We start from the raw sequence: 20537 nt of genomic DNA, 5'->3' as shown, positions 1-20537 counted from the left end.
GCGCGGATGGCCGCGTTCAAGGCCGGGACCTGCGCCTTGCGGTCGCTGCGCACGAACGTGATCTGGGGGTGGTCGGCCAGCCTCGCCGGGATCTCGGTGTCGGGATCGATCCCGACGAAGAAACGGAGCGTCACCGGCCTGTCGAGGTCCTGGCCGGCGGCGCTCTCCATCGCGTGCTCCAGGAAATACTGGCCGGCCTTTCCGGCCAAGGTCGAAGGCTTCAGCCGTGATGGTGTGATGATCGCGATGTTCATGCTCAGTTCGCTCAGTTAAATCCGATTTCGAGGCCGTAACGTGCCGTCGGATCGGGAGAGTCGGAGATGGAACGCGATGACTCTCGCTGGAACGTTTGAGATTACAGAGTTCGCGAGGGTGCCTTCTGTCAAGTCGTGATTCGAAGTTCGAATTTCTGAGTGAAGGCACAAGAAGTCTTAATAATGTTTAAATCTCTGATATTAGAATACAAACGATCGAGATGCACTTGTGAGAATGAGGAAATAAAATACGACGTACTATATTCCGTCAATCCATCCTCTGTTGCCTGCATGCAACCTACGTCCGAAGAAATAGGGCGCGCTGTCTGGGTCCGGTCCGGGTATCGTGCGCCGTGTGCCGGGAATCGGTGGCCGAGGGGCTGTCGCGGACGAAACCTTTGCGCCGCTCGCGGCTTGGATCAGCGGCTCGAACCGGGCCGGATCGGGGTCGATTCTGCGCATGGCCAGCCTCAGCGTCGCGATCGCGTTCGGCGTCCGCCTGCTCCTCGTGCTGCTGTTCCTGCCGTTCAGCGCCCTCGACAAGATCCTGAACTTCAGGGGCGCGGTCGGGCAGGCGCGGGAGGCCGTGCACGCCACCGCGCCCGCGACGGCGCTGATCCTGGTCGGGCTCTGCGTCGAGATCGGGATGTCGCTCTGCATCCTGACGGGGACCGCCGACCGGGCCGCCGCGTTCGTGCTCGCCGGCTATTGCGGCCTCACGGCCCTGCTGTGGAAGCGGTTCTGGCGGCCGGGGGATTTCTGGGTCGGCGGCAAGGGTCGCGAACTGTTCTGGGACTTCCTGAAGAACATCGCGCTGGCGGGCGGCTTCCTGCTCATCACGTTCGGCACGGGGGCCGGCACGGTCCAGGACTTCCTGGCCGAACCCCTCGGCTCCACGCATCCCTACGCGATCGCCGATCGGGCTCGGCCGTAGCCGAGCCCCGGGGGGGCAGGTTCTCAGGCCTTCGGCACGGTGGCTTCCATCGAGGGGCGGCGCTCGAAATCCGCGTACCATGCCGCGACCGCCGGACGGCCCTCCCGCCACGCGAGGTCGGGGAAGCGCAGATCCAGGTAGCCGAGGGCGCAGGCCATCGCGACCGCGCCGATATCCAGCGCCGGCATGCCGGCGACCAGGGCCTCGAACCGGTCCAGCGCCGACCGGATCTTGCCGATCTGGCCGGCCTCCCAGGCGTCCCAGCGCTGGGGCTCGGGGCGCAGCACGCGCTCGTAGCGGGTGAGCAACGCCGCATCGAGCAGGCCGTCGGCGAGCGCCTGCCGGGTCAGCGCGTCCCAGCGGGCGGCGCCCTGGGGGAACAGGTGCGGGCCGGCCGAGAGGCCGTCGAGATACTCGCAGATCACCCGGCTGTCGTAGAGGGCGGTGCCGTCCTCCAGGACCAGCGCGGGGATCTTGCCCAGCGGGTTGTGGGCGGCGACCTCGGGGGAAGGTCCGGTCGGCGACGCCCCGGCGGCCGTGACGGCGATCCGGTCGATCAGCCCGGTCTCGTGGGCGAGGACCAGAACCTTGCGGGCGTAGGGGGAGGCGGGGGAGTAGAGCAGCTTCATCGGACCGTCCCGGTTGATCGTGGCGCCGGGACCTTGCACCGATGCCACCGGGAATCCAGCCCCGGCGCTCAGACCTTCCGGGTCATTCCGGACCCGGCATGAACCGCCCGAGACCGGCTCAGGCGTTGTGCCCGCATCCGCTCGCGCCAGGTGAGGATGCCGGTCGCGGCCCGATCCAAGAGGAACATGCACAGGCTGCCGATGATGGCCAGCACGCAGACGGCCCCGATCAGGACCCCCCAGATCCCGGGGGCCGGGATGATCATCAGGCACAGGAGGCCGAAAACGGCCGCGCCGGGTATCCACTTCGCCATCGCGCCGCCTGCCTGAACCAGAACTGTGTCGCTCGGACCTTGCCTAGGCTGAGACTCTTAAAAGATCCCGGTCGCACAGTGTCGACCCGAATTTTTCTGTATTCAGGGAGCGAAAATCTGGATTGCTGGGTTTATAGAGTGTAAATCAACCTCTCGGATCGGCGGCGATCGCGCACCGTACTGGCTCAGGTCGCCAGCCCGGTCCGCATCGGGTGCCCGCGGCACGCCTTCGTCGACCGACGGCGGCCCGGATCGCGCCCGGCCGGTGACATCCCGCATCCGCTGTCCGTGGAATCGGACGCCGGCCCGGCCTGCGGGCTTCTCCTCCGGGGCCGAATCGGCGTATCGGAGGATCAGCCCATCGCGACGATGCGGGAGAGACCGGGATCTTCCCAACAGAGGGGACCCGGCGCCGACGGAGCAACCGCCCCGGAAACTCTCAGGCACCGGAACCGTGTCGTCAGGGCGATCTGGAGAGTGGTGCAGCGGGCGTGCCCGTGGGCACCCGCCGAAGGGGACGTCCGTGCTTCGCCTCGCCAGGGCTGGGCCGGATCAAACTCTCAGGCACCGGGACAGATGGGGCGCGCAACCGGCCGACCGCTCGCGGACGGCCTCCACGCGTCCACGTCCCGGAGTCCAATCCCATGACCCACATCGCCGTGATCGGCGCCGGCATCACCGGCGTGACGACCGCCTACGCCCTCGCCCAGCGCGGCTACCGCGTCACCGTCCTCGACCGGCAGCGCTACGCCGCCATGGAGACCTCCTTCGCCAATGGCGGCCAGCTCTCGGCCTGCAACGCAGAGGTCTGGAACAAGCCCTCCACGGTGATGCAGGGCCTGCGCTGGATGATGCGCCGCGACGCGCCGCTTCTGATGAATCCCAAGCCCTCCTGGCACAAGCTGACCTGGATGGCCGAGTTCGTCCGCGAGATCGCCCATTACCGGGAGAACACCGTGGAGACCGTGCGGCTGGCGCTGAAGGCCCGGGAGGCCCTGTTCGCCATGGCCGGGGCCGAGGGGATCGACTTCGACCTGAAGACCCGCGGCATCCTGCATTTCTACCGGGACCGGGCGGGCTTCGAGAAGGCGGTCGGCGTCAACGCCCTGCTGCGGGAGGGCGGCCTCGAGCGCTACGCCGTGACCCCGGAGGAGATCCGGGCGATCGAGCCGACGCTCTCCGGGACCTACCACGGCGGCTTCTTCACGCCCTCCGATGCCACCGGCGACATCCACAAGTTCACCCGGGGGCTGGCTTCCGCCTGCGCCCGCAAGGGCGTCCGCTTCGTCCAGGACGCCGACGTCGCGACGATCGCGCCGGGGGAGGGGGGCTACGCCGTCCGCTGGCGTGAAGCGGGCCATCCTGCCGGGGCGCTGCGGATCCTGCGGGCCGACGCGGTGGTGATCTGCGCGGGCTGCGCCAGCCGGCATTTCGCCGCGATGCTCGGGGACCGGGTGAACGTCTACCCGGTGAAGGGCTACTCGATCACCGTGAACCTGCTGACCCCGGAGGCGCAGCGGGCGGCCCCCGAGGTGAGCATCCTCGACGAGGCGGCCAAGATCGTCACCAGCCGGCTCGGCGACGCGCGCCTGCGGGTCGCCGGCACCGCCGAGTTCAACGGCTTCAACCGCGACATCCGCCACGACCGGATCCAGCCGCTGGTCGACTGGACCCGGGAGCAGTTCCCGCGCGTCGACACCGACCGGGTGGTGGCCTGGAGCGGCCTGCGCCCGATGCTGCCGAACATGCTGCCCAAGGTCGGCCGCGGCCGCCGGCCCGGCGTCTTCTACAACACCGGCCACGGCCATCTCGGCTGGACCCTGGCGGGCGCCACCGCCGAGATCGTCGCTGGGGCGATCGCCGCCGAGCACGCCCCGGAGCCGGCGGTCCTGCCGCTCGCGGCCTGAGGATCCCGGGTTCCGAAGGGCGCCGGGCCTTCGGCGGGTCGTCAGGGCTTAGCCCTGACGAGGGGGGCCTCGGCCGCCCCAGTCCGGATCGCGGCGCGCCGTCCCTGCCCCGAGAAGGGAGGCGCGCCGCTCAAGATTATTTTGTATTATCTTCCCGAGCCGCCCCGGAAACCGAGCCGCGATGTCCCTGTCCCCGGCCTATCTCGACCCCGCCACCGGCGCGACCTACCCGATCGAGACGCCGCGCTGGCGTTCCGAGACGGGCGGTCCGCTGATGATCACCGACCTGCCGGGGATCGGCCGGGCCGAGATCGACACCGGCACCCGCTCCCTCTGGCGCTACGCCGCCGCGCTGCCGGTGGTGGTGGCCGATCCGGTCTCGCTCGGGGAGGGCTGCACCCCGCTGGTGCGCCGGCCCTGGCGGGGCGGCCACGCCCATTTCAAGCTCGAATGGTTCGCGCCCTCGGGCAGCTTCAAGGACCGGGGTGCCTCCGTGATGCTGTCGATCCTGCGTCAGCAGGGGATCGACGCGGTGCTGGAGGATTCCTCCGGGAACGGCGGCGCCGCGGTGGCGACCTACGCGGCCGCCGCCGGGATGCGGGCCAAGATCCTGGTCCCGGCCTCGACCTCGCCGGCCAAGACCGTGCAGATGCGCGCCGCCGGCGCCGCGGTCGAGCTGGTGCCCGGCACCCGCCAGGACACCGCGGACGCCGCGGTCGGCCAAGCGGAGTCGATCTTCTACGCCAGCCACAACTGGCAGGCCCATTTCCTCCAGGGCACCAAGACCCTCGCCTACGAGCTGTGGGAGGATCTGGGTTTTGCCGCGCCCGACGCCGTCATCATCCCGTGTGGCGCCGGCAGCAACATCCTCGGCTGCGACATCGGCTTCTCGGAGCTGCTGCGCCGGGGCGCGATCGCCCGCCTGCCGCGGCTCTACGCGGTCCAGCCGGCCCATTGCGCGCCCCTGCATGCCGGGTTCGAGGCCGGCGCCTCCGATTTCGTGCCGGTCACCCCGCGCCCGACGCTGGCGGAGGGCGCCTCGATCGCCCAGCCGGTGCGCGGCCGGGAGGTGCTGGCGGCGCTCCGCCGCTCCGGCGGCGGCACCGTGGCGGTCTCCGAGGAAGCCATCGAGGCGGCCCTGATGGAGCTCGCCCGCTCGGGCCTCTACGTCGAGCCCACCTGCGCCATGGCGACGGCGGCGCTCACCGATCTCACCGCGCGCGGAGCGATCCGGCCCGACGAGACCACCGTGGTGGTGCTCACCGGCACCGGCATCAAGGCGACGCCGCGCATCGCCGAACTGCTGGGCCTCGCCCCGTGACCCACGCCCGCTGACACGCGATCAGGAGGACACACCATGCGCAACAACATCCCCGCCAGCGTCGGGATGCCGGTCGAGGAGGTGGATACCCCCTGCCTGATGGTCGACCTCGACGCCCTCGAGCGCAACATCGACAGGCTCGGCCGCTTCATGACGGAGCACGGCCTGCGCCACCGGGCGCATGCCAAGACCCACAAGTCGTCCGACATCGCCGTGATGCAGATCGAGCGGGGCGGGGCCTGCGGCGTCTGCTGCCAGAAGGTGAGCGAGGCCGAGGCGCTGGTGAGCGCCGGCATCCGCGACGTGCTGGTCTCCAACCAGGTTGTGGCGCCGAAGAAGATCGAGCGCCTCGCGGCGCTCGCCACCCGGGCGCGGGTACTGGTCTGCGTCGACGACCTCGGCAATGTCGACGACCTCTCGGCGGCGGCGGTCAAGTTCGGCGTCACCCTCGAGTGCCTCGTGGAGATCGACGTCGGCGCCGGCCGCTGCGGCGTCGCGCCGGGCGAGCCAGCAGTCGCGATCGCGAAGAAGATCGCGGCGGCGCCGGGCCTCAGCTTCGCGGGCCTGCAGGCCTATCAGGGCAAGGCGCAGCACGTGCGCGACTACGGCGAGCGCAAGGCCCTGATCCAGACGGCGATCGACGAGACGCGGCGCACCGTCGACCTCCTGAAGGCCGAGGGGCTCACCTGCGACATCGTCGCGGGCGCCGGGACCGGCAGCTTCGCCCTGGAGGGCGGCAGCGGCGTCTACAACGAGCTGCAATGCGGCTCCTACGTCTTCATGGACGCCGACTACCAGCGGGTGAAGGACGCGGACGGGCGGCCGATCGCGGAGTTCGAGAACAGCCTGTTCATCTACACGGCGATCATGAGCAAGGCGAAGGCGGACGTCGCGATCTGCGACGCCGGCCTGAAGGCGCAGAGCATCGACAGCGGCCTGCCGGTGGTCTTCGGCCGGGAGGACGTCGCGTACATCAAGTGCTCGGACGAGCACGGGGTGATCAGCGATCCCGGCAACGTGCTGAGGCTCAACGAGCGCCTGAAGCTGATCCCCGGCCATTGCGACCCGACGGTCAACGTCTACGATTGGTACGTGGGCGTGCGGAACGGCCGCGTCGAAGCGATCTGGCCGGTCACCGCCCGCGGCATGACCCTGTAGGGGTTTCCGAAGGGCTCTGGCCCTTCGCCGGGGTGTCGGGGCGGCGCCCCTACATCGGGCTCTGCCCGACACCCGCAAAGGGTCTCGACCTTTTGAAACCATGACTTTGGAGATCGTCACGTCATGCGCTTCATCGCGGAAGAGGAATCCGCCGCCCTGGTCGATCACGCCATGGCGTTCGCGGCGGCCCGGGAGGCGCTGATCGCCGCGGTGGCGCCGGGGACCACCCTGTTCCCGGCGGTGCTCGGCCACGGCTCGGAGCCGACCAACCGGTTCTCGATCAAGTCGGGCGCGACGGCCGACTATGCCGGCCTGAAGGTCGGCTCGTTCTGGCCCGGCAACCCCGACCGGGGCCTGCCCCGGCACAATTCGGTGATCCTGCTGTTCGACCAGGCTGTCGGCCGGGTCGACACGGTGATCGAGGCGGGCCGCGTCAACGCCTACCGGACCGCCGCCGCCGACGCTGTGGCGGCCAGTGTCCTGGCGCGGCCGGATTCGGCGGTGCTGGCGGTGTTCGGGGCCGGCAACCAGGCCGAGTTCGAGTGCGCGGCGCTGGCCCGGATCCTGCCGATCCGGACGGTCCTGGTCGTCGCCCGGGACGCCGCCAAGGTCGCGGGGCTCGGTGAGCGCCTGGCGGGGCAGGGGGCGTCCGGGCTCGACGTGCGGGCGGCCGCGCCCCGGGAGGCCTGCGCGGCCGCCGACGTGATCGTCACGGCGACGCCCGCCCGCGCGCCGCTGTTCGAGGCCGCCTGGGTCCGCCCCGGCACGCATGTTGCCGCCATGGGGGCGGATGCGAAGGGCAAGCAGGAGCTGCCCCCCGCCCTGCTGGAGCGGGCGGCCCTGTTCTGCGACCTGCCGGAGCAGTCGCGCGCCATCGGCGAGTTCCAGCACGCCTCCGCGGGCGCCCTGGCCGGCCTGCGGGCGCTCGGCGACGTGCTCCGGAGCGGGGAGGGGGGCCGGACCGATCCGGAGGCGATCACCGTGTTCGATTCCTCCGGCATCGCCCTGCAGGACCTGACCATCGCCCGGGCGATCCTCGCCAAAGCCGACGCGCGCAGGTAGGGGAGGCCGGCGCCGGCCCTCCCCCGCACCGGCGGAGGACGGCCACGCATGCAGGACAGGCAGATCCGGGTCATCGGCATCGGCACCGGCGATCCCGAGCACCTGACCCTTCAGGCGGTGCGGGCGCTCGCCGACGTCGACGCGGTGTTCGTGCTCGACAAGCGCGCCGAGACCGCCGATCTCGTCGAGATCCGCCGCCGGATCTGCGCGGCCCATATCGCGAAGCCCCATCGGGTCGTCACGGTCGAGGACCCGCCCCGGGAGCGCCGCCCGGCCGATTACGGCGGCACCGTCGCGGCCTGGCACGCGGCCCGGGCCGAGCGCCTGGAGGCGGCCTTCGCGGCGGATCTCCGGCCGGGGGAGGTGGGGGCGATCCTGGCCTGGGGCGACCCCGCCCTCTACGACAGCGTGCTCCGCATCCTCGACCGCATCGCCGCCCGCGGGCGCGTCGCGTTCACCCGCAGGGTGATCCCCGGCCTGACGAGCGTGCAGGTGCTCGCCGCCCGCCACGGCGTGCCGCTGAACGGCATCGGCGGGTCGGTGCTGATCACCACCGGCCGGCGCCTCGCGGCGGGCTGGCCGGTGGACGTGGAGAGCGTCGTGGTGATGCTCGACGGCGAACCGGCCTTCGGCCATCTCGACCCGGACCTGACGATCTACTGGGGCGCCTATCTCGGCGGCCCGGACGAGATCCTGCTCGCCGGCCGGCTGGGCGACGTGGGCGACGGGATCCGCCGGGTCCGTGCGGAGGCCCGCGCCCGCCACGGCTGGATCATGGACATCTACCTGCTGCGCCGTGACCGCGCCGCCACGGACAGGGCCGGCGAACCCGCTTAGACCGCGGCCATGCTGCGCCTGCGGGACTACCAGCGCGCCAGCCTCGACGCGCTCTCGGCCGCTTGGGGGCGGGGAGGGGCGGACGCGTCGGCGCCCGGCCACCTGATCGTGCTGCCTACCGGCGCCGGTAAGGCGCTCGTGATCGCGGCCCTCGCCCGGGAGACCCTGGCGGAAAACCCCCTCGCCCGGGTGGCGATCGTCACCCACAGCCGCGAGCTGGTCGCCCAGAACTTCTCGGAACTGACCCGCGCCTGGCCGGAGGCGCCGGCCGGGATCTTCTCCGCCGGGCTCGGGCGGCGGGAGGCCGACGCGCAGGTGCTGGTCTGCGGCATCCAGTCGGTGGCCGACCGGCTCGACGCGGTGGGCCCGCGCGATCTCGTGATCGTCGACGAGGCCCACCTGATCCCCCGCGCCGCCGACACCCGCTACGGCCGGTTCCTGTCGGGCCTGCGGGCGCGGACCCCCGGGCTGCGCGTGGCGGGCTTCACCGCGACCCCGTACCGGCTCGATTCGGGCCGCCTCGACGAAGGCGAGCACCGGCTGTTCTCCGGCATCGCCTACGAGGCCGACACGTTCACGCTGATCCGGCGGGGCTTCCTGGCGCCCCTCGTCTCCAAGGCGACCCTGACCCAGCTCGACGTCTCGGGGGTCGGCCGGCGCGGGGGCGACTACATCCCGGGGGAACTGGAGGCGGCGGTCAACCGCGACTGGATCACCCGCGCGGCGGTGGCGGAGCTCGCGGAGTACGGATGCGGGCGCCGGGCCTGGCTCGCCTTCTGCGCGGGCCTCGCCCACGCGGAGGCCGTGCGCGACGCCGTGCGGGCGGAAGGCTATGCCTGCGAGACCGTCTCGGGCGAGACGCCGCGCCGGGTGCGCGACCGGATCGTTGCGGCGTTCCGGGCGGGACAGATCCGCTGCCTGACCTCGGTGGGCGTGCTCGGGACCGGCTTCAACGTGCCCGAGGTCGACTTGGTGGCGCTGCTGCGCCCGACCCGCAGCACCGGGCTCTACGTGCAGCAGGTCGGCCGGGCGCTCCGCTGCGCCCCCGGCAAGGCCGACGCCCTGATCCTCGACTATGCCGGGCTGGTGCGGATGCACGGTCCCGTGGACGCCGTGACCGTCCGGAGCGCCACCCAGGGCTTGGGCGGGGCAGGGGCCTCGCGCGCCAAGCCCTGCCCCGGCTGCGGAGCCCTGATCGCGCTGAACGCCTCCACCTGCGAGGCCTGCTGGACCGAGCCGGAGACGGACGCGGACGCGGAGGCTCCGCACGAGGCCGCGGCCGACGACGAGCTGGCGATCCTCTCGGCCGACCCCGGATTGCCGGATCTCGAACCGGCCGGCCCTGCCCCCGCGCCGGAGACCGGCGGGCACGGGGCGGCCTGGCATCCGGTCACGGCCCTGAACCTGGAAGCCGCGCCGGACGGGGTCGACCTCGTGCTCGGCTGGCGGGACGGGGTCGCGCAGGCCCGCTGGCGCGTGCGCCTGCGGCCGGAGCGCAGGGGCTACGAGCGGGAGAAGGCGGTGTCCTGGTGGCGGGGGCTCGGCGGCGGGCGTGACGCGCCGATGACCGCCGCAGGTTTCCTGGAGCACGCCGAGACCCTGACCCGACCCGCGGCCGTCCGCGTCCGACCGGGCCGCATGTCGGAGCAGATCGAGTGTCGCACCCGCGACGGCCGGATCCTGGGCGAGCGCCGGACGCCCGGTCCCGACGCCTGACAGCGTCTCTTCCCACAGCGCGTCCGCAGGCCGTCGGAGGCGCGGGAACGGGGAGGGGGCTCGCACCGCCCTCGCCCGGTCTCCCTGGAGACGCCTTCCGGCACCGAGATCGGCCGCGCCGGCGGGGTTGGCCACAGATCCGGCCAGGATCCCTGCTATCCATCGGGCCGCTTGGCATGCCGGCCCCCTCGCCCGGCCCGTTTCGAGGCTTGAGTTCCATAATATATCTTATGCGAATTCCCGGTGCGGGCTCGGGACCGGACGAGGGCTGTCGTGCCCGGATTGAAAACGGCCCTGGCCACCCCCGCAAAACGGCACCCTGTCCGCCCTCCCCGCTGCAAAGCGCTCGCTGGCGCTCCGCAGGCGGGTGACCGCGGGCCTCACGGCCGCATCCGCCGAAGGAAGGCAGAGCATCCTTCGCACCGTCGGCTGCAGCCTCTGCGTGCCTGGCCAGGGCCGATGCCATGGCCTCGGCTTGCTTCAGGCGCAAGCGGTCGAGCGAACCTGCGTCGTCCCGGTCGGGCCGCTCCGAGACCCGGCCGCGCGTCTCGGAGGACGGCCGGTACGAGAAGCGCCCCAGGGAATCGGCCACCGCATCCGCACGTTCGCCGGGGAGGGCTGCAGGATCGGCCTCGGCTCCGGACCTGTCGGCGTGGTGCGCCGTCTCCAGCGCGACCCGGTGGCCGTGCTGCAGCGACAGGCCGAGCCGGCCTTCCGGAAACGTGGCCGCCCCGCCCTGCCCCATCTCCTTCTCCGTCAGGTGAAGGCGTGGAAGGTGTTCGGCGGGGACGCCACGCCGGCACTTTACAGGCGTCGGCGGGGCGAACGCGGAGGCGTGCCATGATGGACGTCCCGCAGGTCGCGGCGCGCGCCGCCTGGGCCGGCGTCAGGTTCCGCTTCCGGCCGCCGAGGTCCGCGGCGGCCCGCCGCCTTTTCGCAGAACCGGAAACGGACGCCTTTCCAGACGCTTGGGGCGGGTTGGCCCATCCCTGCCCCGCCCTATCCTGGCACCCAGCCGAGGTCTTCCGACACGCGCCCCGGCATAATCTGACACCGGCGGCGGTCGTAAGGCTCGGTCATGCTGCGGGGGGCGGATGAACCGACCGAAGGCCCCTGCCCCGGCTGTCAGCCAACGTTCCAATAAGGCGCAGACCGGCCAGATGACGTTCACCACCGCCATGTGCTGCGGGTGGCGGATCGCCTGCACCGACAGCAGGAGCGAGCCGGCAGCCCCTGGCAGGAGGAACGCGACGGAGAGGGCGTGGAGCCAGCCCGGGTGGCGAAGGCGGCACTCAAGGGTGCATTGCCAGCATCCAGACGGCCATGGCGACCATCATCACGTTCTCGGTGAGCGAGACGAAGCCGAGCGGCACCTTGCTCGACCCGCCAACGCAGGCACACGTGATGTCCCGCTTGTCGACGTAGACCGCCTTGAACACCGAGACCGCCCCGACCGAGCCGATGAACAGGGCCACCGGGATCGAGATCCAGTTCAGGGCGCCAGCCAACATCAGCACGCCGGCGATGCCTTCGAGGAACGGGTAGGCGTAGGCGTAGCGCACCCAGCGCTGGCCGAGCAGGTCGTAGCCCAGGAACATCGAGGAGAAGCTCTCCACGTCCTGCAACTTCAGGAGGGCGAGCACGCACATGCTGAAGGCGATGAACCACGCGGCCGCGCGCACCGTCAGCGGCGTGCCGTAGGCGGCGTAACTCGCCGCCAGGGCCATCAGCGCCGTCATCGAGAACACCGCGATGACGGGCGTGTAGGTCGGCGTGTCCGGGTCGCCGGCGGGCTTGCCGAAATGACGCTGCAGATCGTCGAAGCCACCGACGCGCGCGCCGTCGATGAAGGTCTGCGGCGTCGACTTGACGTGGTGCTCGGCCTTGAAGCGGTCTGTCTCCTCGCGCGTGGTCAGCCAATGGTCATCGACCGCGAAGCCCTTGCGTTCGAGGAGGTCCTTGGCCTTCAGGCCGTAGGGACAGGTGTGTTCGGGGGTGACCATCCGATAGAGGATGGCCTTCCGGGCGGCTTGCATCTCGGTCTCCTGCGGGAACGGGGGCTGCATCGGGGAAGCGGACCGGGACCTCGCTGGCCGGTGGTCCCGGCGACGGCGGCTACTTCCCGTGCCGCTTGAGCCACGCCTGCATGTCCGCGATCTCCTTCTCCTGGTCGTCGATGATCGTCTGCGCCATCGCCTTGGTGGCCGGATCCTTGGCGTGCTTCAGCGCAACCTTGGCCATGGCGACCGCACCCTTGTGGTGCGGGATCATGTGCGTGCGGAAGTCGACGTCGGCGTCGCCGGTGTAGGGGACGTCCATGTCCTTCATCATCGCCATGTCGGCGGCCTTGAACGCCTTGGTCGAGGCGTCGTCCTTGGGGTCCGGCTTCATCGAGCCCATCGAGTCCGTGTCCTTGCCGGACAGGGAGCCGTGGTCGTGCAGGCCCTGCGCGAGGGCGGCGCCGGCCAGCCCGGTCGACAGCAGGGCGGCGGCGAACAGGGTGCGGAGGCGCGTCATGGATCTTGCTCTCTCGGTGGGGATCAGTTGAACTCAGTTGAACTTGCCGCTGGCGGTCGCGCCGTCCGGACCGGTGAGCTGCACGGCGCCCTTGGGGCCGTCGCCGAGCGCCGCCGCGGCCTTGCCGGTGAGGCGGTTGCCGTCGGCGGGCTCCAGCGGGACCCGGGTCGGCTTGCCGCCGACGACGAGGATGGCGGTCCCCTTGAAGCCGGCCGCGGGGACCGGCCTCTGCCTCTCGTCGGACAGGAACACGTCGACGGTCTCGCCCTTGGCGACGAGCTCGACGTGGAACAGGCCGGCGTCGGTCACCCGGCCGCCGTGCCGGCCGGCGGTCTCGTGGGCGTAGGCGGCGGTCGCGGCGAGCAGGCCGGCGGCCAGGGTCACTCTCGATAGGATCACGCTCTCGTCTCCTCTGGGGTCAGTAGGCCTCGGCCGGGCGCGGGTGCGCGCCGTCCGCGGAGGGGTGGGCCGGCGTCTCGGCGTGGAGGGCGCGCAGCCGCTCCAGCGGCTTGCGGCCGAAGCGCAGGAACAGGACCGGGGTCAGGACGGTGTCGAGCAGCGTCGCGCTGACGAGCCCGCCGAAGATCGTCACCGCCACCGGGTGCAGGATCTCCTTGCCCGGGCTCGCCGCGTCGTAGAGCAGCGGCACCAGGGCGACGCCGGCCGACAGCGCCGTCATCAGCACCGGGGTCAGCCGCTCCAGGCTGCCGCGCACCACGAGGTCGGCGCCGAACGGCACCCCCTCGTGCAGCGACAGGTTCAGATAGTGGCTGATCTTCAGGATGCCGTTGCGCGCCGCGATGCCGGTCAGCGTGATGAAGCCGATCATCGACGCCACCGACAGTGGCTGCCCGACCAGCCACAGCGCCGCCACCGAGCCGATCAGCGCGAGGGGCACGTTGCCCATGATGATGAGGGCGAGCGCCGCCGACCTGTAGCGGCTGAACAGGATGGCGAAGACGAGGGCCAGGGACAGGCCGGACAGCAGCGCGATGGTCCGGCTCGCCTCCTCCTGGGCCTGGAAGGTCCCCTCCAGGCTGGTGAAGAAGCCCGGCGGCAGCGGCTCCTTCGCCACCGCCTCGCGGATGGCTGCCACGACGGTGGCCATGTCGCTCCCGCCGTCCGTGTTGGCCTGCACCACGATGCGCCGCCGGGTGTTCTCGCGCAGGATCTGGTTCGGGCCGTCCGTCTCGCGGATGTCGGCCACCTGGCGCGCCGGCACCCAGCCCGAGGGCGTCTCCAGTAGCAGGTCGCCCAGGCCCGCGGTGGTCCGGCGGTCCTCGGACAGGCGCAGCACCACGTCGAAGCGGCGCACGCCATCGACCACCGTCGAGAGCACGCGCCCGTTCGAGAGGCGGCTGATCTGGTCGACGACTGCGGCCGGCTGGACCCCGTAGAGGGCCGCCCGGGTGTAGTCGACGCGGACCTCAAGCTGCGGGATGCGCACCTGCCGCTCGACCTGCAGGTCGGTGAGTCCCGGGATCGCGGCCATCCGGTCGCGCAGGGCGTTGGCCACCCGCCGCAGGGCGTCGAGGTCCTCCCCGTACACCTTGAGGGCGATCTCGGCGCGTACGCCTGACAGCATGTGGTCGAGCCGGTGCGCGATCGGCTGGCCGACGTTGACCGCCACCGGCAGGGCCGCGAGGCGCCCGCGGATGTCGGCGACCAGCGCCGCCTTCGGGCGCCTCGCGCCCTCGTCGAGGGCCACCTCGATCTCCGAGGAATGGACGCCCTCGGCATGCTCGTCGAACTCGGCCCGGCCGGTGCGGCGGCCGACCGCCTTCACGCCGGGGATCTCCAGCAGCAGCTTCTCCGCGATCAGGCCGACCCGGTTGCTCTCGGCGAGCGAGATGCCCGGGTTGAAGGTCATGTTGACCGTGAAGGAGCCCTCGTTGAACGGCGGCAGGAAGGCCCGGGGCAGGTTCCAGGCGGCGATACCGGCCGCAACCACTGCCGCCGCGACGGTCCCGACCAGCAGGGCCTGGTGCCGGAACGCGATCTGCAGCAGGGCGGCGTTGCCCCGCTTGAGCAGCTTGAGAAGGCGGCTGTCGTGCTCCTCCAGGTTCTTCAGGCCCGGCAGCAGCAGGGACGCCAGCACCGGGGTCAGGGTGATGGAGGTGAGCAGGCTCGCCAGGATGGAAATGATGTACGCCTGCCCGAGTGGGGCGAAGAGCCGACCCTCGATGCCCGAGAGCGCGAAGAGCGGCACGAACACCAGGATGATGATCAGCGTCGCGTAGACGATGCCGGAGCGCACCTCGTTCGAGGCCGAGACCACCACCTCGAAGACCGAGCGCGGGTTGCCCGCTCGCCGGTTCTCGCCGAGCCTCCGATAGATGTTCTCGACGTCGACCACCGCGTCGTCGACGAGTTCGCCGATGGCGATGGCCAGCCCCCCGAGCGTCATGGTGTTGATGGACAGCCCGAACAGGTAGAACGCCACGGCCGTCGTCAGCACCGAGACCGGGATGGCCAGCAGCGAGATCGCCGTGGTGCGCACGTTCAGCAGGAAGGCGAACAGCACCACGGCCACCACCAGCACGGCCTCGACGAGGACGCGCTCGACGTTGCGGATCGAGGTCTCGATGAAGTCGGCCTGGCGGAACAGGACCTGGTCGGCCTTGATGCCGCCGGGCAGGCTCGGGTTCAGCTCCTTCAGCGCTGTCTCGATGCTGCGGGTCAGCCGCACCGTGTCGACGCCGGGCTGCTTCTCGACCGAGACGATGACCGCGGGCTTGGCCCTGTAGCCGGCGTCGCCGCGCTTCGCCTTGGCGGCGAACGACACGTCGGCGATCTGGCGCAGGTAGACCGGCGCGTCCTTGACCGTCGCGACCACGAGGTTGCGCAGGTCGTCGAGGCTCATGGTCCGGCCGATGTTCCGGATCAGGTACTCGCGGGCGTTCTGGTCGGTGAAGCCGCCGCCGGCGTTGGTGCCGAACTGCGCGAGCGCGGTCTCGAGCTGCGCGTTGGTCACGCCGAGCGCGCGCATCGCCGCCGGGTTCGGGCTGACCCGGAACTGGCGCACCTCGCCGCCGATGGGGATGACCTGCGCGACGCCCGGAATGGTCAGCAGCCGCGGGCGGATGGTGAAGTCCGCGATCTCGCGCACCTGCATGGGGGTCGCGGTGTCGCCCGTGACCGCCACCAGCAGGATCTGGCCCATGATCGAGGAGATCGGCCCCATGACCGGGGTCACGCCCCGAGGCAGCTGATCCTGCACCAGCGCCAGTCGCTCGGCGACCTGCTGGCGGTTGCGGTAGATGTCCGTGCCCCAGTCGAACTCGACGTAGGTGATGGACAGCCCCACGCCCGAGACCGAGCGCACCCGGTTCACCCCGGGGAGGCCGTTCATCCGGGTCTCGATGGGGTAGGTCACGAGCTGCTCGACCTCCTGGGGGGCATACCCTTCGGCCTCCGTCATGATGGTGACGGTCGGCTTGTTGAGGTCAGGGAAGACGTCGACCGGCAGCTTGGTGGCGGCGAAGGCGCCGTAGAACACCAGCACCGCGGCGAGCGCGAGCACGAGCAGGCGGTTGCGGACCGACTGGCCGACGAGGAACGTGAACATCGGGGGCCTCCTCAGCGCACCTGGTCGAGGAGCTCGGCGCCCTGGGTCACGATCCGCCTGCCCGGTCCGACCCCCTCGGCGACCAGCACCCGGCCGCCGTCCAGCGGCTCGACGCGGACGGGTCGCGCCTCGAAGCGCTCGGCGGTGGTGTGCTCGTAGACGACGTCCTGCCCGTTGCCGGCGCGCACGACCGCCGCGCGCGGCAGCGCCAGCCCGGCCTGCTCGCGGTCGGTGCCGGCGAGCACGGTGACGAGCTGCCCGACCCGCAGGCCCGAGGCGTCGCCCTGGATCGCGAACTGCACCGGGATGGCCTGGTTGCGGTCGGCGAGGCCCGAACCCTGGTAGGCGAGCTTGAGGGTGCGGCCGTCGGCGAGCCGCGCCGTGGCGTCCTGCGCGGGCGTGAGGGCGTCGAAGCTCAGTGCCTCGACCCAGAGGCGGGCCGGATCGACGATCTGGAAGACCATCTGCCCGGGGCTGGCCATCTGGCCCGCCACCGCCGCGGCCTGGGCCACAACCCCGTCGACCGGCGCGACAAGCGGCTCCGGCTGCTGCCGGATCTTGTCGAGGGCCGCGCGCCGGTCCTGAAGGCCCTTGAGTTCGGCCTGGGCGTCGTCGAGCTGGGTCTGGGCCACGGCCCCCGTCAGGGCGAGGCGCTTGTACCGGTCGACCCGGCGTTCGACGATGGCGATCTGCTGATCGAGGTCCCCTTGGGTCTGGCGCATGTCGGAGACGTCGACGGCCTGGATCGGCGGGGTGACCGTGGCCAGAACCTCGCCCTTGCGCACCCGCGTGCCGAGGCGAGGGAACAGCCCGGAGGGCGGCGGCGACAGGCGGCCGCCGACCGAGGACTGCACGACGCCGCTGGCGTTGGGGTCGGGGATGATGCGGCCGGGCAGCGCGACCGAGCGGTGGAAACGGCCCTGCTCGGTCATGACCGTTCGCAGGACGAGCAGGCGCTGGGTGGGCTTGGGCACGAAGACCGAGCCGTCGGGCAGGCGCTGCGCCAGGTCCGACGAGGCGGGCGCGCCCTGACGCGGCCCGGTCAGAGCGGCCCCCTGCACGGGGGCGCCGTGATCCGCGTCGTCGTGCGCGAAGGCGGCGGTGCCCAGCACGAGGGTGATGCCGAGGGCGGCGAGCGCCACCGCCGGGACGCTACGGCGCCCCCGGGCGAGCCCGGTCACGAGCATGCCGAGCAGGAAGGCGACGGCGACCGCGCCGACCAGGGTCGGGTCCTTCGCGCCGAGGCGCTCGCGGACGCGGCGGGCGATTGTCGAGACGCGCGACGTCACGGACTGTATCGACGCGGGCGTCGCCGGGGCGCCTCCCATCGTCGCCTTCCCGTCCGGAACGGTGACCGAGACCGCGAGGACGTCGACGTCCCCGCCCACCGTGACGGTGGCGGTGAACGCGTGCCGCCCGGGCTTGGACAGCCACGGGGCCGGCAGCGCGTAGCCGCCCTCGGGCGTGGCAGTGGCGGTCCTCGGACCCTCCGGCGTCTCGACCTCGAGCGTCGCACCGGTCACCGGCTCGTTCGTCCGGAAGCGGTCGAGGAACAGGGTCAGGGTACCGTCGCGCGGGACGGCGACGAGTTCGAAGGCGTCGGTGAGGGCCTCGCCGCGCGGGGCGATGGTCTTCGAGACGGGCGGCTGGCCGGCGCCGTGGTCGTGGCCCTCGTGGGCGCGCGCGGGCTCGGCCAGCACGGCGGCCAGCAGCGCCACCGCGCCGAGGGCGGCGGCAGGACGGATCGGCATGGGAACGGTATCCTCGCGGTGGGGATGCCGGGCGCGGCCACGGGCGGGCGCACCTCGGGCCTCGCGCGCCTCAGGCGCGCCTCATCTCACGCGCGGGTTCGTGGGGGCTCTGGCAGGGTCTCGGGGCCGCGGCCGGCGCGGCCGGCGACGTCGCGCGGGATCAGCGTGACGGTCCGGAACAGGGACGGCGAGAGGCCATGGGGTCCGGTGAGGATTGCGGTGGCGCAGCAGGCCATCGTCCCGCAGCAGCGGGTCTTGCAGCCCGGGCGGCAGCAACCGTCCTCGGTCGGCTCGATGCGCGCCGCCTCGGCGGTGGCGCGCGCGACCCTGGACCACGCGGGCGCCTCGGCCCGGAATGCGGGCTTCGCCGGCACAACCACGGTGTCGGCGGCCGCCGTGACGGCCTTCGGCTGCGCCGCCACGGGATGGCCGTGGTGCGCGTGGCCCTCGTGGGCCTGGACGGCGGACGGCGCGACGTAGGCGATGATCGCGAGGATCATCGCCGCCATCAGGCGCAGGATCTGCCGGTCGGGGCTCATGGGGTCAGGATTATACCGGTTCGGGTGTCGGGACCATGTCCGCGCGTGGGACGTGAATGCGGACGGGGAGGTTAGGTTTCCGGCCCGCAGCCTCAGGCCGCCGCGCGCAGGGGCTCCGCCGGGTAGCCGGCCGACGCGATCGCGTGGGCGATCCTCTCGGCCGTTCCGACAGCGCCCGACACGGTCACGCGCTTGGTCTCCAGGTCGACCGTCACCCGGGCGCCGGGCTCGATGGCCTCGACGGCGCGGGTCACGGCCTTGGCGCAGCCGCCGCACTCCATCGTGTCGACCTTGAAGCGGATCATGACGCTCTCCTTCGGATGACGTCCCGACAAGATGGGGCTTCCCACCGTGGGAAGGTCAAGCCCTCCGAACGCGTGGAGTCCCGAGGATCCGGGCTGCCGCGTTCCCCGGCGGCGCCGCGCCCAGGTTCGCCGGCCTCACGCGTAGCGGATCAGCCCTGCGAAGCCCTCGTCCATGTGGTCCTGGTGGTGGCAGTGGAAGAAGGTCGCGCCGGGGTCGTCGGCGACGAAGTCGACCTCCGCCTTCGAGAAGCGCGGCAGGCTGATCGTGTCCTTCATCAGCCCCGACATGGGCTGGTCGCCGACCTTGGTCACCTCGAACGTGTGGCGGTGGATGTGCACCGGGTGCTCGTCGCCGCTATGGTTGTCCATGACCAGGCGGTAGCGCTTGCCCCGTTGCACCGTGAACAGCGGATCGGTGTCGGGCCAGGACTTGCCGTTGATCGTCCATCGGTTGTAGCCGCCGCGGCCCCCGGGGATCTTCTCGAACCGCAGGGCGATGGTCTCGTCCGGCGCGGCCGCCGCCCCGGCCCGGGCGAAGGCGGCATAGCGCCAGTCGTCCCGCTGTGGCCTGATCCAGTGCGGCTCGCCCTGCCGGTTCGCGTATTCGACGACCACGCCCATGCCCATGCCGCGCGCGTCGTCCTTGGTCGAGCCGAGCACCCAGACGCCGGGGTTGTTCATCGCGACGATGACGTCGGCGCGCTCCGCCACGTCGAGCTTGAGCACCTCGACGGCGGCCTGGACCGGCACCGGGTTGCCGTCGAGCGCGATGACCTGGAAGCGGTGGCCCGGCAGGGCGAGGGAGATGCCCATGCTCGCGTTGGCGTTGAGGATGCGGAACAGCACCCGCTCGCCCTCGCGGACCCGGACGGGCTCGCCGTGGCCGAGCATCCGGTCGCCCAGCGTCGCCGAGCGGTACATCGCCTCCAGGCCGTTGTCCGGCGGCGGCCCCTTCCTCATGTCCTGCATGCTGACCCAGTGGCCTTCCCAGGTGTGGGATGCCAGGAGCACCTCGCGGTCGTAGCGGCCGGGGTCGCCCGCCGCCGGCTCCACGATCAGGAAGCCGAACTCGCCCGAGTAGGTGCTCTTCGTCAGGTCCTCCATGGCCATGGCGTGGCTGTGGTACCAGCGCGTACCGGAGGGCTTCGGCGTGAAGGCGTAGACCAGCGACCCGCCCGGCGCGATGATGGGCGAGCCTTCCTCGATCGCGCCGTCCTGCTCGGGCGGGAGGTGCAACCCGTGCCAGTGGACGAGGTTGGGATAGCCGCTGTCGTTGACGACGTTGATGCGGACCGGCTCATTCTCCTTCAGGCGCAGGACCGGCCCCGGGACGGCGCCGTTATAGGCCGTCGTCCGGATGACCTTGCCGGGGGCGATCTCGTGCGAGACCGGCGCGATCCGGATGGTGTGGTCCGCGCCCGCCTCCGCGGCGTGGCCGGAGGACGACGGGAGCGCGAGGCCGAGCGTCGCGGCTCCGCTAGCGCCAAGGACCTGGCCAAGGACTTGGCCAAGGACCTGGCGACGGTCCGGGTGAGGCATGCGGACGGGCATGGTGGCGTCCTTGTCGCGACGGGGGCGGGACGGGCCTGCGAGGGCGCCTTGTCCCGGCCCCTCGTCCTCGATATCGAAACCCGATACCGCAGGAAGGCTCACCGATCCAGGCGGCTGCGACAGCATGACGGACCGGTGCTCGATGGGGCGCCGGGGGAGGCCGTCCTGCGAGGG

17 protein-coding genes, 1 pseudogene and 2 riboswitches are annotated in these 20537 nt (G+C 71.6%); of the genes and pseudogenes, 7 read left to right on the top strand and 11 right to left on the bottom strand.

The annotated features are described in order from the left end of the window. Positions 1 to 254, bottom strand: a pseudogene (locus AC1DXK_RS12825) (glycosyltransferase family 2 protein); the annotation flags it as partial. Between the two features lie 460 nt (positions 255 to 714). Here AC1DXK_RS12825 and AC1DXK_RS12820 point away from each other — a divergent pair. Next, positions 715 to 1188: a DoxX family membrane protein gene (locus AC1DXK_RS12820; protein ID WP_457107316.1), complete on the top strand. Its 474-nt coding sequence runs from the start codon at positions 715 to 717 to the stop codon at positions 1186 to 1188. Positions 1189 to 1211: 23 nt separating this feature from the next. Here the strand turns inward: AC1DXK_RS12820 and AC1DXK_RS12815 are convergent, their stop codons facing one another. Then, positions 1212 to 1817, bottom strand: a complete 606-nt coding sequence (locus AC1DXK_RS12815; protein WP_457107353.1) for a glutathione S-transferase — start codon at positions 1815 to 1817, stop codon at positions 1212 to 1214. 68 nt (positions 1818 to 1885) lie between these two features. Next, positions 1886 to 2131: a hypothetical protein gene (locus AC1DXK_RS12810; RefSeq protein WP_457107317.1), complete on the bottom strand. Its 246-nt coding sequence runs from the start codon at positions 2129 to 2131 to the stop codon at positions 1886 to 1888. Between the two features lie 362 nt (positions 2132 to 2493). Further along, a riboswitch (glycine riboswitch) is annotated at positions 2494 to 2596 on the top strand. 3 nt (positions 2597 to 2599) lie between these two features. After that, positions 2600 to 2709: riboswitch (glycine riboswitch) on the top strand. Between the two features lie 66 nt (positions 2710 to 2775). Between AC1DXK_RS12810 and AC1DXK_RS12805 the strand changes: the two genes are divergently transcribed. From AC1DXK_RS12805 to AC1DXK_RS12780, 6 genes are all read left to right on the top strand, one after another. Continuing rightward, positions 2776 to 4038 (top strand): D-amino acid dehydrogenase, encoded by a 1263-nt coding sequence (locus AC1DXK_RS12805; RefSeq protein WP_477297947.1) that lies wholly within the window; start codon positions 2776 to 2778, stop codon positions 4036 to 4038. 181 nt (positions 4039 to 4219) lie between these two features. Then, entirely contained in the window at positions 4220 to 5359 is a 1140-nt protein-coding gene (locus tag AC1DXK_RS12800; RefSeq protein ID WP_457107319.1) for a threonine synthase, read from the top strand. A 36-nt stretch (positions 5360 to 5395) separates the two neighbouring features. Then, complete coding sequence (locus AC1DXK_RS12795) at positions 5396 to 6517, top strand: DSD1 family PLP-dependent enzyme (RefSeq protein WP_457107320.1); 1122 nt, start codon at positions 5396 to 5398, stop codon at positions 6515 to 6517. 123 nt (positions 6518 to 6640) lie between these two features. Beyond that, positions 6641 to 7579: an ornithine cyclodeaminase family protein gene (locus AC1DXK_RS12790; protein WP_457107321.1), complete on the top strand. Its 939-nt coding sequence runs from the start codon at positions 6641 to 6643 to the stop codon at positions 7577 to 7579. Between the two features lie 48 nt (positions 7580 to 7627). After that, a complete protein-coding gene (cobF, locus tag AC1DXK_RS12785) occupies positions 7628 to 8416 on the top strand; it encodes a precorrin-6A synthase (deacetylating) (RefSeq protein WP_457107322.1) in 789 nt (262 codons plus the stop codon). A gap of 9 nt (positions 8417 to 8425) precedes the next feature. Beyond that, the gene (locus AC1DXK_RS12780; RefSeq protein ID WP_477297944.1) at positions 8426 to 10132 is read left to right on the top strand and encodes a DEAD/DEAH box helicase; all 1707 of its coding nucleotides are present in this window, start codon (positions 8426 to 8428) and stop codon (positions 10130 to 10132) included. Positions 10133 to 11424: 1292 nt separating this feature from the next. Here AC1DXK_RS12780 and AC1DXK_RS12775 read toward each other — a convergent pair. From AC1DXK_RS12775 to AC1DXK_RS12740, 8 genes are all read right to left on the bottom strand, one after another. Then, positions 11425 to 12168: a MauE/DoxX family redox-associated membrane protein gene (locus tag AC1DXK_RS12775; protein WP_477297942.1), complete on the bottom strand. Its 744-nt coding sequence runs from the start codon at positions 12166 to 12168 to the stop codon at positions 11425 to 11427. Between the two features lie 79 nt (positions 12169 to 12247). Then, entirely contained in the window at positions 12248 to 12649 is a 402-nt protein-coding gene (gene copM / locus AC1DXK_RS12770) for a CopM family metallochaperone (RefSeq protein ID WP_457107325.1), read from the bottom strand. A gap of 33 nt (positions 12650 to 12682) precedes the next feature. Beyond that, the gene (locus AC1DXK_RS12765) at positions 12683 to 13048 is read right to left on the bottom strand and encodes a hypothetical protein (protein ID WP_457107326.1); all 366 of its coding nucleotides are present in this window, start codon (positions 13046 to 13048) and stop codon (positions 12683 to 12685) included. A 19-nt stretch (positions 13049 to 13067) separates the two neighbouring features. Continuing rightward, the gene (locus AC1DXK_RS12760; protein ID WP_457107327.1) at positions 13068 to 16217 is read right to left on the bottom strand and encodes an efflux RND transporter permease subunit; all 3150 of its coding nucleotides are present in this window, start codon (positions 16215 to 16217) and stop codon (positions 13068 to 13070) included. Between the two features lie 11 nt (positions 16218 to 16228). Next, the gene (locus AC1DXK_RS12755) at positions 16229 to 17968 is read right to left on the bottom strand and encodes an efflux RND transporter periplasmic adaptor subunit (protein ID WP_457107328.1); all 1740 of its coding nucleotides are present in this window, start codon (positions 17966 to 17968) and stop codon (positions 16229 to 16231) included. Positions 17969 to 18054: 86 nt separating this feature from the next. Then, entirely contained in the window at positions 18055 to 18507 is a 453-nt protein-coding gene (locus AC1DXK_RS12750; RefSeq protein ID WP_457107329.1) for a hypothetical protein, read from the bottom strand. A gap of 92 nt (positions 18508 to 18599) precedes the next feature. Then, a complete protein-coding gene (locus tag AC1DXK_RS12745) occupies positions 18600 to 18812 on the bottom strand; it encodes a heavy-metal-associated domain-containing protein (RefSeq protein WP_457107330.1) in 213 nt (70 codons plus the stop codon). 135 nt (positions 18813 to 18947) lie between these two features. Next, positions 18948 to 20363: a multicopper oxidase family protein gene (locus AC1DXK_RS12740; RefSeq protein WP_457107331.1), complete on the bottom strand. Its 1416-nt coding sequence runs from the start codon at positions 20361 to 20363 to the stop codon at positions 18948 to 18950. Between the last annotated feature and the right edge of the window lie 174 nt (positions 20364 to 20537).

This window comes from Methylobacterium sp. P3_A11 (assembly GCF_056403155.1).
The sequence above is the reverse complement of the archived record's forward strand: the minus strand, read 5'-3'. Positions and strand labels throughout refer to the sequence as shown.

Excerpts from the sequence above, each read along its gene's own strand:
- AC1DXK_RS12760 (WP_457107327.1), bottom strand. The coding sequence starts at position 16,217 with ATGTTCACGTTCCTCGTCGGCCAGTCGGTCCGCAACCGCCTGCTCGTG.
- AC1DXK_RS12755 (WP_457107328.1), bottom strand. The coding sequence starts at position 17,968 with ATGCCGATCCGTCCTGCCGCCGCCCTCGGCGCGGTGGCGCTGCTGGCC.
- AC1DXK_RS12810 (WP_457107317.1), bottom strand. The coding sequence starts at position 2,131 with ATGGCGAAGTGGATACCCGGCGCGGCCGTTTTCGGCCTCCTGTGCCTG.
- AC1DXK_RS12780 (WP_477297944.1), top strand. The coding sequence starts at position 8,426 with ATGCTGCGCCTGCGGGACTACCAGCGCGCCAGCCTCGACGCGCTCTCG.
- AC1DXK_RS12820 (WP_457107316.1), top strand. The coding sequence starts at position 715 with ATGGCCAGCCTCAGCGTCGCGATCGCGTTCGGCGTCCGCCTGCTCCTC.
- AC1DXK_RS12775 (WP_477297942.1), bottom strand. The coding sequence starts at position 12,168 with ATGCAAGCCGCCCGGAAGGCCATCCTCTATCGGATGGTCACCCCCGAA.
- AC1DXK_RS12745 (WP_457107330.1), bottom strand. The coding sequence starts at position 18,812 with ATGATCCGCTTCAAGGTCGACACGATGGAGTGCGGCGGCTGCGCCAAG.
- copM (WP_457107325.1), bottom strand. The coding sequence starts at position 12,649 with ATGACGCGCCTCCGCACCCTGTTCGCCGCCGCCCTGCTGTCGACCGGG.
- AC1DXK_RS12740 (WP_457107331.1), bottom strand. The coding sequence starts at position 20,363 with ATGCCCGTCCGCATGCCTCACCCGGACCGTCGCCAGGTCCTTGGCCAA.
- cobF (WP_457107322.1), top strand. The coding sequence starts at position 7,628 with ATGCAGGACAGGCAGATCCGGGTCATCGGCATCGGCACCGGCGATCCC.
- AC1DXK_RS12795 (WP_457107320.1), top strand. The coding sequence starts at position 5,396 with ATGCGCAACAACATCCCCGCCAGCGTCGGGATGCCGGTCGAGGAGGTG.
- AC1DXK_RS12750 (WP_457107329.1), bottom strand. The coding sequence starts at position 18,507 with ATGAGCCCCGACCGGCAGATCCTGCGCCTGATGGCGGCGATGATCCTC.
- AC1DXK_RS12815 (WP_457107353.1), bottom strand. The coding sequence starts at position 1,817 with ATGAAGCTGCTCTACTCCCCCGCCTCCCCCTACGCCCGCAAGGTTCTG.
- AC1DXK_RS12800 (WP_457107319.1), top strand. The coding sequence starts at position 4,220 with ATGTCCCTGTCCCCGGCCTATCTCGACCCCGCCACCGGCGCGACCTAC.
- AC1DXK_RS12790 (WP_457107321.1), top strand. The coding sequence starts at position 6,641 with ATGCGCTTCATCGCGGAAGAGGAATCCGCCGCCCTGGTCGATCACGCC.
- AC1DXK_RS12805 (WP_477297947.1), top strand. The coding sequence starts at position 2,776 with ATGACCCACATCGCCGTGATCGGCGCCGGCATCACCGGCGTGACGACC.